Below are 14601 nucleotides of genomic sequence, written 5' to 3'. Positions count from 1 at the left end.
CCGCACCCTCCGGAGAGGCCCCCATGCGACCGTTACGGCCCCAAGTACGCACCGCGCGCGGCCTTCTGGGCGTACTCATCGCGACTCTCGCCGTCGTCGCGTCCCTGGTGACCGCGGCGGCGCCGGCCCAGGCCGACACCACGATCTGCGAACCGTTCGGGACGACGACGATCCAGGGACGGTACGTCGTCCAGAACAACCGCTGGGGTTCCAGCGCGACCCAGTGCGTCACCGCCACCGACACCGGCTTCCGGGTCGCCCAGGCCGACGGCTCGGTGCCGACCAACGGAGCGCCGAAGTCGTACCCGTCCGTCTTCAACGGCTGTCACTACACGAACTGTTCGCCGGGCACCAACCTCCCCGCCCGGCTCGACACCATCTCCGAGGCGCCCTCCGGCATCTCCTACGGCTATGTCGGCAACGCCGTCTACAACGCCTCGTACGACATCTGGCTGGACCCGACCCCCCGGACCGACGGGGTCAACCGGACCGAGATCATGATCTGGTTCAACCGGGTGGGCCCGATCCAGCCCATCGGCTCGCCGGTCGGCACGACCACCGTCGGCGGACGGACCTGGGAGATGTGGACGGGGAGCAACGGCGCCAACGACGTGCTGTCCTTCGTGGCCCCGTCGGCGATCACCAGCTGGAACTTCGACGTCATGGACTTCGTCCGGGCGACCGTCGCACGCGGGCTCGCCGAGGACGACTGGTACCTGACGAGCGTGCAGGCGGGCTTCGAGCCGTGGCAGAACGGCGCCGGCCTGTCCGTCAACTCCTTCTCCTCCACCGTGCGGACCGGCGGCGACCCGGGGAACCCCGATCCCGGCAACCCCGGCGAGCCGGTGGCGTGCACGGTGACGTACGGGACCAACGTCTGGCAGAACGGCTTCACCGCGGACGTCACCGTCAAGAACACCGGGCAGTCCCCCGTCGACGGTTGGCGGCTCGCCTTCACCCTGCCCTCCGGCCAGCGGGTCACCAACGCCTGGAACGCCTCCGTCACCCCGTCCACGGGCTCCCTGACCGCCACCGGCCTGGGGCACAACGCCCGGATCGCACCCGGCGGCAGCCTGTCGTTCGGCTTCCAGGGCACCCACGGCGGGGCGTTCGCCGAGCCGGACGGTTTCCGGCTGAACGGCACCGCCTGCGCCGTGTCGTAGCGGCCGCGCCGGGGTCACCCCACCGCCCCCCTCGCCCGTCCGGACGAAGCGCCTTCCCGGACGGGCGAGGGGCTCCACCGCGCCACCCTGCGACACCGGGCCCGAACGGCACGTTCCGATTGTCATGCCCTGATCATCAGCGACCGGAAGACTCAGCACCTGAAACAGGAGATTCCATGGCTCTACGCAGCAGATACATCTCCCTGGCGGCGATACTGGCCACCTTGCTCAGCGCGCTCGGCGTGACCTTCCTGCTCGGGCAGGGGCGGGCCGAGGCGCACGGCGTGGCGATGATGCCCGGCTCACGTACCTACCTCTGCCAGCTGGACGCCAAGACCGGCACCGGCGCCCTGGACCCGACGAACCCCGCGTGCCGGAGCGCCCTCGACCAGAGCGGCGCGACGGCGCTGTACAACTGGTTCGCCGTCCTCGACTCCAACGCGGGCGGACGCGGCGCCGGTTACGTACCGGACGGCACCCTGTGCAGTGCCGGCAACCGGTCCCCGTACGACTTCAGGGGCTACAACGCGGCCCGTGCCGACTGGCCGCGGACGCACCTGACGTCCGGCAGCACGATCCAGGTGAACTACAGCAACTGGGCGGCCCACCCGGGTGACTTCCGCGTCTACCTGACCAAGCCCGGCTGGTCTCCCACGTCCGAGCTGGGCTGGGACGACCTGGAGCTGATCGAGACGGTGACCAACCCGCCGCAGCGGGGCTCGGCGGGTGCCGACGGGGGGCACTACTACTGGGACCTGGCGCTGCCCTCGGGGCGGTCGGGTGACGCCCTGATCTTCATGCAGTGGGTGCGTTCGGACAGCCAGGAGAACTTCTTCTCCTGCTCCGACATCGTCTTCGACGGCGGCAACGGCGAGGTGACCGGCATCCGCGGTGCGGGCGGCACGCCGAGCCCGACGCCGACGCCGACCACGCCTCCGACGACTCCCCCGCCCACGCACTCCGGTTCGTGCATGGCCGTCTACACCGTGCAGAACTCCTGGAGCGGCGGCTTCCAGGGCTCCGTGGAGGTCATGAACCACGGCACCGAGCCCCTGAACGGCTGGGCCGTGCAGTGGAAGCCGGGCAGCGGGACCACGCTCGGCGGCGTGTGGAACGGCTCGCTGACCCGCGGCACCGATGGCACGGTCACGGTCCGCAACGTGGACCACAACCGGGTCGTCCCACCGGACGGCAGCGTGACCTTCGGGTTCACCGCGACGTCCACGGGCAACGACTTCCCCACGGGGACGATCGGCTGCGTGGCGCCGTAACACCTTCGGGGGAGGCACCGTACCCTGTCCTGCGGCGCCTCCCCCCGCACCCCGATCGTGCCGGGCGCGACCTCACGTGCCGGTTACGAATCGCTCAACCTCTGGTTGCGGGGCGGTGATCGGGTGACGATGGGGTCATGACTCTGGCCCAGCGCGCCCTTGAGCGGCTGCAAGCCTGGCCCGACCTCACCGCGGGTCAGGCCAGTTGCGGAACCGGACGGGCGCTGCGCTCCGTCCGCGACGAGATAGTGCACTTCCACTCGGACCGGGACGTGGACCTCCACCTCACCCACCGGGCCATCCAGCGTTTCCAGTACGACCTGGGCGGCTCCACCGCCATCCGCATGGTCCCCGGCTCGCGGTGGGTGACCGTGCACCTCGACTGCGACGCGGATGTCGACCTGCTGCTGAGCCTGGTGAGCATCGCGCTCAAGGCCCACCAGACCAGGCCGCCCTCGGACCTGCCCTCGGGCTGCAACTTCCACCGGGTCACGGTGCTCCCGCGCACCGCGGCCGGGGACTACTGAGACAGCCGTCGGCGGCGCCCCTCGGGCTCGCAGGGGCACCACCGCCGTTCCGTTTCCTCAGTGCTCCGCCGGCCGCTCCGCGGTGCGCCGGACACCGGTCGCGGCGAGGACGGCGCCGAGCACACAGAGCACGCCGGTGACCACCACCGCCGCGTGCACGCCGTTCATGAAGGCCTGTCCGCTGCCCTCCACCACGGCCGCCCGCAGGCCGGCCGGCATGTCGCCGGAGACCGGCGCCACGCCCATGGCCACGGCGTCCTTCGCCTCCCGCAGACCGTGGGCCACGGCCGGGGGCACGCCCGCGCCGGTCAGTTCGCCGGTGAGGGTGGAGCCGACCTTGCCGCTGATCAGGGAGACCAGCACGGACGTGCCGAGCGCGCCGCCGATCTGCAGGGTGGTGGCCTGGAGACCGCCGGCCACCCCGCCGTCCCGTACGGGGGCGTTGCCGACGATGGCGTCGGAGGACGCGGCCATCACCATGCCGACACCGAGACCGAGGGCGATGAACGGCGGCCACATGGTGGCGTAGGAGGAGTCGGTCTGCCAGGTGAGCATGCCGAAGCAGGACGCCGCCTGGAGCAGCATGCCCAGCGGCATGGTCAGCCGGGGCCCGAAGCGCTGGGTCAGGGCCGCGCCCAAGGGCGAGGCGACCAGCGAGGCGAGGCTGAGCGGGAGTGTCCGCACCCCTGCCTCGACCGGCGTGAAACCCCGTACGTTCTGCAGGTAGAGCATGACGAAGAAGATCACGCCGAGCATGACGAAGAAGTTCAGCGCGGTGATGATCGCGCCGATCGTCAGCGCGCGGTTGCGGAACAGGCGCATCGGCAGCAGCGGGTGCTCGACGCGGGTCTCGTACCAGCCGAACACGAGCAGGAGCACGAGGCCGGCGGCCACGGCGCCCAGGGTGCCGGCGGACGTCCATCCCCAGGTCTCGCCCTTGACGACGCCGAAGACCACGGCCAGCAGACCGAGGGCCAGCAGGACGAGGCCCGGGACGTCGAAGCGTTCCCGGCCGGCGGCGTTGCGGCTCTCCGGGAGGACCAGGGCGCCGAAGACGATGGCGACGATGCCGATGGGGGCGTTGATGTAGAAGACGGACTCCCAGTCGACGTGCTCCACGAGCAGGCCGCCGACGATGGGCCCGAGTGCCGTCGCGACGGCGGAGACCATGGCCCAGATACCCACGGCCATGCCGAACTTCTTCGGCGGGAAGACGGACCGGAGCAGACCGAGGGTGTTGGGCATCAGCAGTCCGCCGAAGACGCCCTGGAGGGCGCGGAAGGCGACGACGCCCTCGATCGACCCGGACAGGCCGATGGCTATCGAGGCGAGGGTGAAGCCGGCGACGCCCACGAGGTAGTAGGTGCGCCGGCCGAACCGGTCGCCGAGCTTGCCGCCCAGGATGAGGGTGGCGGCGAGGGCGAGCAGGTAGGAGTTGGTCACCCACTGCAGCTGGGCGGTGGACGCCCCCAGGTCGCTGCCGATGGCGGGGTTGGCGATGGCGACGACGGAGCCGTCGAGCTGGACCATGAACAGTCCGAACGCGACCGCGAGGAGGGTCAGCCAGGGGTTGGACCGCGGGCGGCCGACCGCGGGCGGGGCGGGCGGGGCCGCGGGCGCGGCGGGGTGATCCACGGACGTGGGCGGCATGGGTGTGCCTTCTCTTCCAGGTTCAGGGGTGGTGCGGGGGGGCCGGAGGCCCGTTCAGGAGTGGTACGAGGGGCCGGAGCGGCCCTCGGGAGCACGGCGGGCCGGCCGCGGGCACGTCGGTGCGCCCGCGGCCGGCGGGGGTGCCCGGGTACCGCCCGGTCAGCGGGCGGGGTGGAGGTGCCGCGTCAACGCGTCGAGTGCGTCCAGGGCGGAGCCGAGCGCGCCCTGCTGGCCCTCGGTGAGGGAGGCCAGGGCGTCACGGATGAACGCGGTCTCCAGGTCCCGTACCTCGGACAGCCTCTGCCGGGAGGTGGCCGTGAGGTGGAGGTGCGCGACGCGCTTGTCGGCGTCGTCCTGCCTGCGCTCCAGGTCCCCTTGGTCGGTGAGCTGGGAGACCAGGGCGCTGACGTTGTTGGGCTTCATCAGCAGGGCCTCGGCCGCCTCACGCACCGTGGCGCCTTCGCGCTGGGCGACGAACCGCAGCAGGGCGAGCTGGCTCTCCGGGGGCTTGGGATGCGGATACCGCGCGGTGACCTGTCGGTCCAGCGCCCGGTGCAGCGCGGGAAGGCACGCCGCGAGCCCGGAGGCCACGCGGTCGAGGTCCCGGCGGGGGGTGCTGGAGTCGGTCACCCGACGATATTAGCTATGGGAAAATAGGTATGTCAAAAGATGTAATTGCGCCGGTGCGGGAGGGTCCAGGTGATGCCGCGCAAGCGGTGCAACCCGCACGCAACCTTCGCCGTGCTGGCATGTACGGCATGCCCGACCCATACGAGGAGACGCCCCGCGTCGCCGTGACGCCCGACGCGGCCGTCCTGCTGCGGCGGCTGCGCGCGGCGCACGGCCCGCTGATGTTCCACCAGTCCGGCGGCTGCTGCGACGGCAGCGCCCCCATGTGCTTCCCGGCCGGCGAGTTCCGCACCGGCGCGGCCGACGTCCTGCTGGCGGAACTCGTGATCGACGGCGTCGGGGAACCGGTGCCGTTCTGGATGTCGCGCAGTCAGTACGAGGCGTGGCGCCACACGCGGCTGACCGTGGACGTCGTCGCGGGCCGGGGCAGCGGCTTCTCGCTGGAGGCGCCCGAGGGGGTGCGGTTCCTCATCCGCTCCCGCGTCGTCGACGCCTAGCCGCCCCGGGAGCCCCGGCGCCCGGCCCGCCCGTCATGGCCTGAGGCCGCTGACGATGTCCGCCGTCGCGGTCAGCCCGCTGTTGATGGTCGGCGCGATGCTCGTGCCGGCCAGGTAGAAGCCGAGCAGCAGGCACACCAGGGCGTGCGAGACCTTCAGCCCGCCGTTCCGCAGGAAGATCACCGCCAGGACGGACAGCAACAGCACCACAGAGATGGAAACGGCCATGGTCAACCTCCTCCGCCACGTCCACTTCGCGGCGTTCGGCCGCAAGTGTGGCGTAGCGGAGGGTTCGTCCGGGCGGCTGACCTGTCCGCCGAACGAGTGGTGTCCCGCGGTGCCGACCGATGTCCTGGGCCGCCGGTGCCCCGGCCGCCCGGGCGTCCCAGGGCCTGTCGGGCAGGCTCTAGACGTCCCGGCGGGCGTCCAGGAACGCCTCCAGGCCGGCGAGGTCGTCGGTGTTGAGGTGGTCGACGCCGGCGGCGAGCAGTTCGGTCCACACGGCGTCCCGGGCGGGCCCCGCCAGATCGGGCGTGGCCCAGAACCGCACGCGCTGCCCGCGGGCGTGTGCCGCGCCGACGATGTCCCGCAGCCTGCGCCGCTCGGCCGCCGGGAAGGCGCCCACGCCCCGCCAGGTGAAGTGGACCGTCCAGTTGTCGCTGATCAGCGGGGCGAAGGAGGCCGGTGCGGAGGTGCCGAGGTCGGTGAGGCGGCCGTCGTAGAAGGCTCGGCGGGTGCTCTGCGCCTCCATCGGCGCGCGCGCCGCGCGGTCGCCCGAGATCACCGCGGTGACCGCGCCGGGGAACACCCGGCCGTGGGCGTACGAGGTGAACAGGTGCCGGTAGCGACGCAGTCGGCGGTCGAGTTCCCGGTACGTGGACGCCCCCTCGGTCTTGATGTCGATCAGGAGTTGCAGGGCGCGGCGGTCCCCTCGGTGGACCCGGCCGTGGTGTGCGCGGACGCGGGCGGCGAGGGGGTCGAGGTAGAGGGACTCCAGGGTCCGGCCGGGGTCGAGGTCCTCCGGGTCGTGGGCGACGAGGAGTTGGCCGTCGACCAGGTGGATGTCGGCCTCGACGCTGCCGAAGCGATGGTCGAGGGCGTCCAGGAGGGGGCGCGTGTGGAGGTAGTCGTTGTGGGCGTGGGCCCGCCACAACGGGCGCGGTCCGTGCATGCCTTCGTCGGCCAGCGCGGTGCCGGCGGGCAGGGCGACCGCCCCGGTGAGGGCGGCGCCGAGGGTGGTGAGGGCTCTGCGTCGGGTGGTGAGGGCCATGCTCTGCCTCCCTGGAAGTGCCGTACGGGACGCCTGTGAGTATGGGGTCCCGACACCCCCGGGAAGCAGAGCCCTGCGCGGAGTTGGCCGGACTGCCGCCGGTCGTTCACTTCGGTGGAGCGGTCGGTACGCGACCTGCCCGCCCCTGGTGGGACGGGCAGGCGGCGTGCCGGACGGCAGGCGTCAGGGGGCTTGCAGATCGACGAGCCCGGCGAGCGCCTCCCGGTGGGCCCCCGCCGTCCCGTACGCGATCGAGTCGGCCTTGGCCCGCTTCAGGTACAGGTGGACCGGGTGCTCCCACGTCATGCCGATACCGCCGTGCAGTTGCAGTGCCTCCTCCGCGGCGTGGACGGCGACCTGGCCGGCGTACGCCTGGGCCACGGCGACGGCCACGTCGGTGTCCACACCGGTCGCCAGCGCGTCGGCGGCGTTGCGGGCCGCGGCGCGCAGGCCGGCGACCTCCAGCCACAGCCCGGCGAGCCGGTGCTTGAGCGCCTGGAAGCCGCCGACCTGCCGGTTGAACTGCCTGCGTTCCTTGAGGTAGCGGACCGTCTCGGTCAGCAGCCAGTCGGCGAGGCCCAGTTGCTCGGAGGCGAGCAGCCCGGCGCCCGCCCGCAGGGCCCGGCGCACCGCGTCCTCGGCGTCGCCGAGCCGACGCCCGGTGGCGCCGTCGAGGGTCACACGGGCGAGTGGCCTGGTCAGGTCCAGGGAGGTCTGCGGGGTGACGGTCGCCTCGGCGGCGCGGACCGCGTACAGGCCCCCGTCGTCCGCCGGGACCAGCAGGACGTCGGCGACGGCCGCGTCGGCGATTCCCGTCAACTCACCGCGCAGAACGCCCTCTTCGAGTCGCACCCGGTCGACGGCACGGCCGGGCGCGCTCTGCAGGCCGACGGCGAGCACGGCGATGGTCGTCGCGGACGCCAGGTCGGTGAGCAGGTCGTCGGCCCCGCAGGCGAGCAGGGCCTCGGTGGCGACCACGGCGCTCGTCAGGTACGGCACCGGAGCGACCGCGCGCCCCAACTCCTCCAGCACCACCGCGGCTTCCCGGTGGCCGGCCCCCTGACCGCCCAGTTCCTCGGGGATCAGAAGGCCGGCGAGGCCCATCTGCTCGGAGAGCGCCTTCCACAGCGACACGTCGTGCGGCGCGGCCGACTCGACGCGGGCGATGACACCCGCGGGCTCGCAGTGGTCGGTGAGCAGGTCCCGGACGGCGGCGCGCAGCGCTACCTCCTCCTCCGAGTAGAGCAGGCCGGGTTCCGACTGTGCGCTCATCGGGCGAGGTCCTTCCATGCGACGTCCTTGTCGGTGCGCGGCTCGGCGGGCAGGCCCAGCACGCGCTCGGCGACGATGTTCAGCAGGACCTCGCTGGTCCCGCCCTCGATGCTGTTGCCCTTGGAACGGAGGTAGCGGTACCCGGCCTCGCGGCCGGTGAAGTCCACCAGCTCGGGGCGACGCATCGTCCAGTCGTCGTACAGCAGGCCCTCCTCACCGAGGAGTTCGACCTCCAGGCCGCTGATCTCCTGGTTGAGGCGGGCGAAGTTCAGCTTCATGCCGGCGCCCTCGGGGCCCGGCTGGCCCGCCACCAGCTGCTGGCGCAGCCGCACGCCGGTGAGCCGTGCGACCTCGGCCTCGACCCAGAGGCCGAGCAGCCGCTGGTGGAGGTCGTGGGTGCGCAGGTCGGGGCGGTCCCGCCAGGTGGCGGCGATCTTGCCGATCATGCCGCCCTCGCGCGGGATCGGGGTGCCGCCGATGGCCACGCGTTCGTTGTTCAGCGTGGTCTGCGCGACCCGCCAGCCGTCGCCGATCTCGCCGAGGCGGCGGGAGTCGGGGATGCGGACGTCGGTGAGGAAGACCTCGTTGAACTCGGCCTCGCCGGTGACCTGGCGCAGCGGCCGGACCTCGACGCCGGGGTCGGTCATGTCGCACAGGAAGTAGGTGATGCCCCGGTGCTTGGGCACGTCCGGGTCGGTGCGGGCGATGAGGATGGCCCAGCGAGCGGTGTGCGCGCTGGAGGTCCACACCTTCTGCCCGTTGACGATCCAGTCCTCGCCCTGGCGTACCGCCCGCGTGCCGAGCGCGGCCAGGTCGGATCCGGCGCCCGGCTCGCTGAAGAGCTGGCACCAGACCTCCTCGCCGGTCCACAGCGGGCGCAGCAGCCGCCGCTTCTGCTCCTCGGTGCCGTAGTGGAGGATGGTCGGGGCGGCCATGCCGAGGCCGATGCCGATGCGCCGGGGGTCGTTGTCGGGGGCGCCCGCGGCCTTCAGTTCGGCGTCCACGACGGCCTGGAGGGAGCGCGGGGCGGCGAGTCCGCCGAGGCCCTCGGGATAGTGCACCCAGGCGAGTCCGGCGTCGAAACGGGCCCGGAGGAAGTCCAGGCGGTCGGTGGTCGCCGGCGGATGGGCGGCCAGCAACTCCTTCGTGAGGCGGCGCAGTTCCGCTGCGTCGGTCATGCTGCGGCTCCCTTCTGAGGGACGACGGCCACCCGGCCGGTCGTCGTGCCGTCGGCGACGCGCTGGACGGCGTCCGCGGCCCCGTCGAGCGGTACCCGCTCGCTCACCAGGGGCTTGATCGCGCCCCGGGCGGCCAGCTCGGTCAGCTGCTCGTGGCAGTGCTGGACCAGCTTGGGGTTCTTGGTGTTGTACAGGCCCCAGTGCAGGCCGAGGACGGCGTAGTTCTTCACCAGGGCGTGGTTCAGCGCGGGGCTGGGGATGGTGCCGCTGGCGAAGCCGACGACGACGATCCGGCCCTCGAAGGCGACGACCTTGGCGGACTGGGCGTAGGCCTCGCCGCCCACCGGGTCGTAGACCACGTCGGCGCCCCGCCCGCCGGTGGCCTCCTTCACCGCGGCGATGACGTCCCCGCCGCGCCGGTCGACGACCACGTCGCAGCCCAGTTCGCGGGCGACGGCCGCCTTCTCGGGGCCGCCGACGACACCGATGACGGTGGCGCCGGCGGCCTTGCCGAGCTGCACGGCCGCGCTGCCGACCCCTCCGGCGGCAGCGTGGACGAGCAGCGTCTCGCCGGCCTCCAGCCGGGCCCGGCGGTGCAGGCCGAACCACCCGGTCTGGTAGCCGATGTGCAGGGCGGCGGCCTCGGCGTCGTCCAGGGCGTCGGGGGCGGGCAGCAGGGCGCGGGCGTCGGCGACGGCGTACTCGGCGAAGCCGCCGTGCGGCAGCGCGGGGTTGGCGAGGACACGGCGGCCGTCCTCGGTCTCGCCGCAGATCTCCACGCCCGGTGTGAACGGCAGCGGCGGCCTGACCTGGTACTGGCCCCGGCACATCAGGGCGTCCGGGAAGTTGATGTTCGCGGCGCGGACCCTCAGCAGCACCTGGCCCTCGCCGGGGGTCGGCGGCGCCACGTCCGCGAGGCGCATCACCTCGCGCGGCTCGCCGTTCTCGTGCACCTGCCATGCCTGCATGCGGGGCCTCCACCGACTGCGTCGTCCGTCCGGGTCCACCGCATACTAAGCGGTCGCTTGCCGATCAGGGAACAGCTGCGCGCGGTCGTCGCCCGTGGCCGCAGGTCAGGGCTGGGCCGGCCGCGCCCGGACGTGCATGCGCTCCCCCTGCGGGCCGAACAGGCTCAGGAACTCGACCGGCCCCTCCCCCGTCGACCCGAACCAGTGCGGCACCCGGGTGTCGAACTCCGCGGCCTCGCCCGCCGACAGCACCACGTCGTGATCGCCGAGCACGAGCCGCAGCCGGCCGGAGAGGACGTACAGCCACTCGTACCCCTCGTGGGTCCGCGGGTCCGGTTCCTCCTGGCGCCGGGGCTCCAGCACCTTGAACGCCTGGAGTCCCCCCGGCTGGCGGGTGAGGGGCCAGTGGGTGCGGCCGTGGCGCTCGATCGGCTTGGCCCGCACCCGGGGGTCGCCGACCGGCGGGGCGCCGACCAGCTCGTCCAGCGGCACCTGGTGGGCCTGGGCGATCGGCAGCAGCAGTTCGAGGCTGGGTCGGCGCAGTCCCGACTCCAGCCGCGACAGGGTGCTCACCGAGATGCCGGTGGTCTCGGAGAGCGCCGCCAGGGTCACCTCCCGCTCCTTGCGCACCTGGCGGAGCCTCGGTCCGACACCGGCGAGGACGTCGTCTGCAGTGGTCATGCGCTTATTGCAGAACTGGCAAGTTCATTTGTCAATACCGGCGGGTCCGAGGGACCTTCTGGGTGGAGGTGGTCACCATGACCCGGAACAAGGACCTGTCGGAGAAGCACCCGGCGGAGACGGCGGAGAAGGACCTGTCGGGGACGTACGACGTGGTCGTCGTCGGTGGCGGCGCGGCCGGGCTCTCGGCCGCGCTCGTCCTCGGGCGCTCCCGGCTGCGCACCCTGGTCGTCGACGCCGGTGAGCCGCGCAACGCGCCCTCGGACCACATGCAGGGCTACCTGACCCGCGACGGCATGCCGCCCGCCGGGTTCCTCGCGCTCGGCCGGGAGGAGATCGCGCGGTACGGCGTGCAGCTCGTGCGCGACCGGGCCGTGGACGTGACGCGGGGCGAGGAGTTCGCCGTGGAGCTGGCCGGCGGCCGGACCGTCCGCGCCCGACGGCTGATCGTCACCACGGGGCTCAGGGACGAGCTCCCGTCGGTGCCCGGCGTGGCCGAGCGGTACGGCCGGGACGTGCTGCACTGCCCGTTCTGCCACGGCTGGGAGGTGCGCGACGAGCGTTTCGGCGTCCTCGCCACCAGCCCGCTCAGCGTGCACCAGGCGCTGATGGTGTCCCACTGGTCGGACGACGTGACGCTCTTCCTCGACACGGTCGCCGAGGCGGAGCTGTCCGACGAGGACCTGCGCCGGCTCGCCGCGGCCCGGGTGAAGGTGGTGCCGGGTGCGGTGGCCGGCCTGCGGGTCGAGGAGGACCGGCTCACCGGCGTCCGGCTGGCGGACGGCACCGTGCACGACCGCTCCGTGGCGTTCGTCGCTCCGAGGGCCGTACCGCAGACCGGTCTGATGGAGCGGCTGGGCGCGGAGCTGCGGGAGACCCCGTTCGGCGCCTACCCCGTGGTGGACCCGACCGGCCTGACGACCGTGCCCGGCGTGTGGACCGCGGGCAACGCGATGGGCTTCGCCGAGCAGGTCGTCCACGCGGCCAGCGGCGGCTACCGCGCGGCGACGGCCGTGGTCGGCGACCTGATCATGTCCCGCCTGGACGCGGCGATCGGGGGTTAGACCGGGCGGGCGGACGGCCGCACGGTGACCGGACGGCCGCACGGTGACCGGACTACCCGGCGGTGGCCGGACCGCCCCGCGATGGCCGGGCCACACCCCGCGGTGACCGTGCCGCCACCGGGCGCCCCGGCAAGCCGGCGGGCACCCGACCACCACCGGTCCCGCGCCCGGCATCCCGCGTCCCGCGTCCGGCGTCCGGCGACCGGCGACCGGCGTCCGGCGACCGGCGACCGGCGACCGGCGTCGATGGCACGGTCCGGAGCCCCGCAGCGACGGCACGGTCCGGAGCCCCGCGGCGACGGCACGGTCCAGGGCCCGCCGGACGGAAACCGGCGCCACCGGGGTGTGGCCCGGTCCTTCCCGGTGCACCATGACTGCATGCTGCTCGCCCGGTTGGCCCAGGTGTCCCGGGAGGTCGCCGCCACCTCGGCGCGGTCCCGGAAGACCGCCCTGCTCGCGGAGCTGTTCCGGGAGGCGGAGGCGGCGGACGTGCCGGTCGTCATCCCGTATCTGGCCGGACGTCTCCCGCAGGGCCGGATCGGCGTCGGCTGGAAGGTGCTGAGCCGCCCGGTCACGCCGGCCGCTGAGCCGGCCCTGACCGTGCGCGAGGTCGACGACCGGCTGACGTGTCTCGCGGCGGTGTCCGGCGCCGGTTCGCAGGCCGAGCGGGCACGCCAGGTCGGCGAGCTGATGGGCGCGGCCACCGAGGACGAGCAGCGCTTCCTGATCGGGCTGCTCACCGGCGAGGTCCGCCAGGGCGCCCTGGACGCGGCCGCCGTCGAGGGCCTGGCGGCGGCGACCGGCGCGCCCGCGGCGGACGTACGGCGCGCGGTGATGCTCGCGGGCTCCCTGCAGACGGTCGCCGAGGCCCTGCTCGCCGACGGCCCCGGCGCCCTGGACGGCTTCCGGCTCACCGTCGGACGGCCGGTCCTGCCGATGCTCGCCCACAGCGCCTCCTCGGTCGCCGAGGCGGTCGGCAAGCTCGGTGCCGCGGCCGTCGAGGAGAAGCTGGACGGCATCCGCGTCCAGGTGCACCGCGACGGCGGAACCGTAGGGGTCTACACCCGCACCCTGGACGACATCACCGACCGGCTCCCCGAGGTCACCGCGACGGCCCTCGCGCTGCCCGGGGAGCGCTTCGTCCTGGACGGGGAGGTGATCTCGTTCGACGAGGACGGGCGTCCCCGCTCCTTCCAGGAGACCGCCGGACGGGTCGGCTCCCGCACGGACGTCGCCACGGCCGCGCGGGCGGTGCCCGTCTCCGTCGTGTTCTTCGACGCGTTGTCCGTCGACGGCCGTGACCTGCTCGACCTGCCGCTCACCGAGCGGCACGCGGAGCTGGCCCGGCTGGTCCCCGAGCCGACGCGGGTGCGGCGCAGGCTGGTGCCGGGGCCCGAGGAGGCACGGGCGGCGGAGGAGTTCCTCGCCGAGTCGCTGGAGCGCGGCCACGAGGGCGTCGTGGTGAAGGGCCTCGACGCCGGGTACAGCGCGGGTCGGCGCGGTGCCTCCTGGCTCAAGGTCAAGCCCGTCCACACCCTCGACCTGGTCGTCCTGGCCGCCGAGTGGGGCCACGGCCGCCGCACGGGCAGGCTCTCCAACCTCCACCTGGGCGCCCGCACCGCGGACGGTTCCTTCGCGATGCTCGGCAAGACCTTCAAGGGCATGACCGACGCCCTGCTGGCCTGGCAGACCGAGCGCCTGGGGGAACTGGCCGTCGAGGAGCACGGCTGGGGTGTGACCGTCCGCCCCGAACTGGTCGTCGAGATCGCCTACGACGGCCTCCAGCGCTCCACCCGCTACCCGGCCGGCGTCACCCTCCGCTTCGCCCGCGTGATCCGCTACCGCGAGGACAAGCGCCCCGAGGAGGCGGACACGGTGGAGGCGCTGCTCGCCGCGCACCCGGGGACGGCCCCGTGAGACGCAGCGCGGGCCTGCTCCTGCACCGCCCCGCCGCCGAGGGCCGCGAGGTGCTGCTCGGCCACATGGGCGGCCCCTTCTACGCCCGCCGGGACGCCGGCGCGTGGACCGTTCCCAAGGGTGAGTACGAACCCGTCGAAGAGGCCTGGGACGCGGCCCGCCGCGAGTTCGAGGAGGAGCTGGGGCTGCCGCCGCCCGAGGGCGAGGCGCTGCCGCTCGGCGAGGTCAGACAGGCGGGCGGGAAGGTCGTCACGGTGTGGGCCGTGGAGGCCGACCTGGACCCGGCGACGGTCGTGCCCGGCACCTTCCGCATGGAGTGGCCGCCGCGGTCGGGCCGGATCGAGAGGTTCCCCGAGCTGGACCGGGTGGCGTGGTTCCCGGTGGACCGGGCGCGCGAGGTGATCGTCAAGGCCCAGGCCGCGTTTCTCGACCGGCTGGCTGAGCACTCGCACGGACGGAAGTGACCAGGAGCGACGAGAGGCTCGGGGCGGCGCCGGCGGGGCCCGCCCGCGT

Annotated in this window: 15 protein-coding genes; 7 read left to right on the top strand and 8 right to left on the bottom strand. The window is 73.4% G+C overall.

Annotated elements, in window-relative coordinates:
- The first annotated feature begins 23 nt into the window (after positions 1 to 23).
- From ACGF5T_RS28065 to ACGF5T_RS28055, 3 genes are all read left to right on the top strand, one after another.
- Positions 24 to 1163: a cellulose binding domain-containing protein gene (locus tag ACGF5T_RS28065; protein WP_366767614.1), complete on the top strand. Its 1140-nt coding sequence runs from the start codon at positions 24 to 26 to the stop codon at positions 1161 to 1163.
- Between the two features lie 176 nt (positions 1164 to 1339).
- Positions 1340 to 2434, top strand: a complete 1095-nt coding sequence (locus ACGF5T_RS28060; RefSeq protein ID WP_356606523.1) for a lytic polysaccharide monooxygenase — start codon at positions 1340 to 1342, stop codon at positions 2432 to 2434.
- A 137-nt stretch (positions 2435 to 2571) separates the two neighbouring features.
- Positions 2572 to 2961 carry a luciferase family protein gene (locus tag ACGF5T_RS28055; protein ID WP_356606521.1) on the top strand — a complete coding sequence of 130 codons (390 nt, stop codon included), beginning with the start codon at positions 2572 to 2574 and terminating at the stop codon, positions 2959 to 2961.
- A 57-nt stretch (positions 2962 to 3018) separates the two neighbouring features.
- Here ACGF5T_RS28055 and ACGF5T_RS28050 read toward each other — a convergent pair whose 3' ends face one another.
- Positions 3019 to 4611, bottom strand: a complete 1593-nt coding sequence (locus ACGF5T_RS28050; RefSeq protein ID WP_366767612.1) for an MFS transporter — start codon at positions 4609 to 4611, stop codon at positions 3019 to 3021.
- A gap of 159 nt (positions 4612 to 4770) precedes the next feature.
- Positions 4771 to 5241, bottom strand: coding sequence for a MarR family transcriptional regulator (locus tag ACGF5T_RS28045; protein WP_356606517.1), 471 nt, complete (start codon positions 5239 to 5241; stop codon positions 4771 to 4773).
- A 128-nt stretch (positions 5242 to 5369) separates the two neighbouring features.
- Between ACGF5T_RS28045 and ACGF5T_RS28040 the strand changes: the two genes are divergently transcribed.
- The gene (locus ACGF5T_RS28040) at positions 5370 to 5738 is read left to right on the top strand and encodes a DUF779 domain-containing protein (RefSeq protein WP_361010223.1); all 369 of its coding nucleotides are present in this window, start codon (positions 5370 to 5372) and stop codon (positions 5736 to 5738) included.
- Between the two features lie 33 nt (positions 5739 to 5771).
- Here the strand turns inward: ACGF5T_RS28040 and ACGF5T_RS28035 are convergent, their stop codons facing one another.
- From ACGF5T_RS28035 to ACGF5T_RS28010, 6 genes are all read right to left on the bottom strand, one after another.
- Complete coding sequence (locus ACGF5T_RS28035) at positions 5772 to 5966, bottom strand: hypothetical protein (protein WP_356606513.1); 195 nt, start codon at positions 5964 to 5966, stop codon at positions 5772 to 5774.
- Between the two features lie 178 nt (positions 5967 to 6144).
- Complete coding sequence (locus tag ACGF5T_RS28030) at positions 6145 to 7008, bottom strand: phosphatidylinositol-specific phospholipase C/glycerophosphodiester phosphodiesterase family protein (protein WP_366767611.1); 864 nt, start codon at positions 7006 to 7008, stop codon at positions 6145 to 6147.
- Positions 7009 to 7191: 183 nt separating this feature from the next.
- On the bottom strand, positions 7192 to 8280 hold the full coding sequence (locus tag ACGF5T_RS28025; RefSeq protein WP_366767610.1) for an acyl-CoA dehydrogenase family protein: 1089 nt from the start codon (positions 8278 to 8280) through the stop codon (positions 7192 to 7194).
- The gene (locus tag ACGF5T_RS28020; protein WP_356606507.1) at positions 8277 to 9458 is read right to left on the bottom strand and encodes an acyl-CoA dehydrogenase family protein; all 1182 of its coding nucleotides are present in this window, start codon (positions 9456 to 9458) and stop codon (positions 8277 to 8279) included. Before ACGF5T_RS28020 ends, ACGF5T_RS28025 begins: the two co-directional genes overlap by 4 nt.
- On the bottom strand, positions 9455 to 10426 hold the full coding sequence (locus tag ACGF5T_RS28015) for an NADPH:quinone oxidoreductase family protein (RefSeq protein ID WP_366767609.1): 972 nt from the start codon (positions 10424 to 10426) through the stop codon (positions 9455 to 9457). The genes ACGF5T_RS28020 and ACGF5T_RS28015 overlap by 4 nt, the downstream gene beginning before the upstream one ends.
- 105 nt (positions 10427 to 10531) lie before the next feature.
- Entirely contained in the window at positions 10532 to 11107 is a 576-nt protein-coding gene (locus ACGF5T_RS28010) for an XRE family transcriptional regulator (RefSeq protein WP_356606503.1), read from the bottom strand.
- 77 nt (positions 11108 to 11184) lie between these two features.
- On the opposite strand from ACGF5T_RS28010, the gene ACGF5T_RS28005 reads away from it, so the two are divergent.
- The 3 genes from ACGF5T_RS28005 (at position 11185) to ACGF5T_RS27995 (ending at position 14552) form a co-directional block, all read left to right on the top strand.
- The gene (locus ACGF5T_RS28005; protein ID WP_366767608.1) at positions 11185 to 12171 is read left to right on the top strand and encodes an NAD(P)/FAD-dependent oxidoreductase; all 987 of its coding nucleotides are present in this window, start codon (positions 11185 to 11187) and stop codon (positions 12169 to 12171) included.
- A gap of 378 nt (positions 12172 to 12549) precedes the next feature.
- On the top strand, positions 12550 to 14088 hold the full coding sequence (locus ACGF5T_RS28000; RefSeq protein WP_356606499.1) for an ATP-dependent DNA ligase: 1539 nt from the start codon (positions 12550 to 12552) through the stop codon (positions 14086 to 14088).
- The gene (locus tag ACGF5T_RS27995) at positions 14085 to 14552 is read left to right on the top strand and encodes an NUDIX domain-containing protein (protein WP_366767607.1); all 468 of its coding nucleotides are present in this window, start codon (positions 14085 to 14087) and stop codon (positions 14550 to 14552) included. The genes ACGF5T_RS28000 and ACGF5T_RS27995 overlap by 4 nt, the downstream gene beginning before the upstream one ends.
- Positions 14553 to 14601: the final 49 nt, after the last annotated feature.

Origin of the sequence: Streptomyces sp. NPDC047853, assembly GCF_043204535.1 — a bacterium.
In the GTDB taxonomy this organism is placed as follows: Bacteria; Actinomycetota; Actinomycetes; order Streptomycetales; family Streptomycetaceae; genus Streptomyces.
This window is presented reverse-complemented; position numbering and strand designations above follow the sequence as displayed.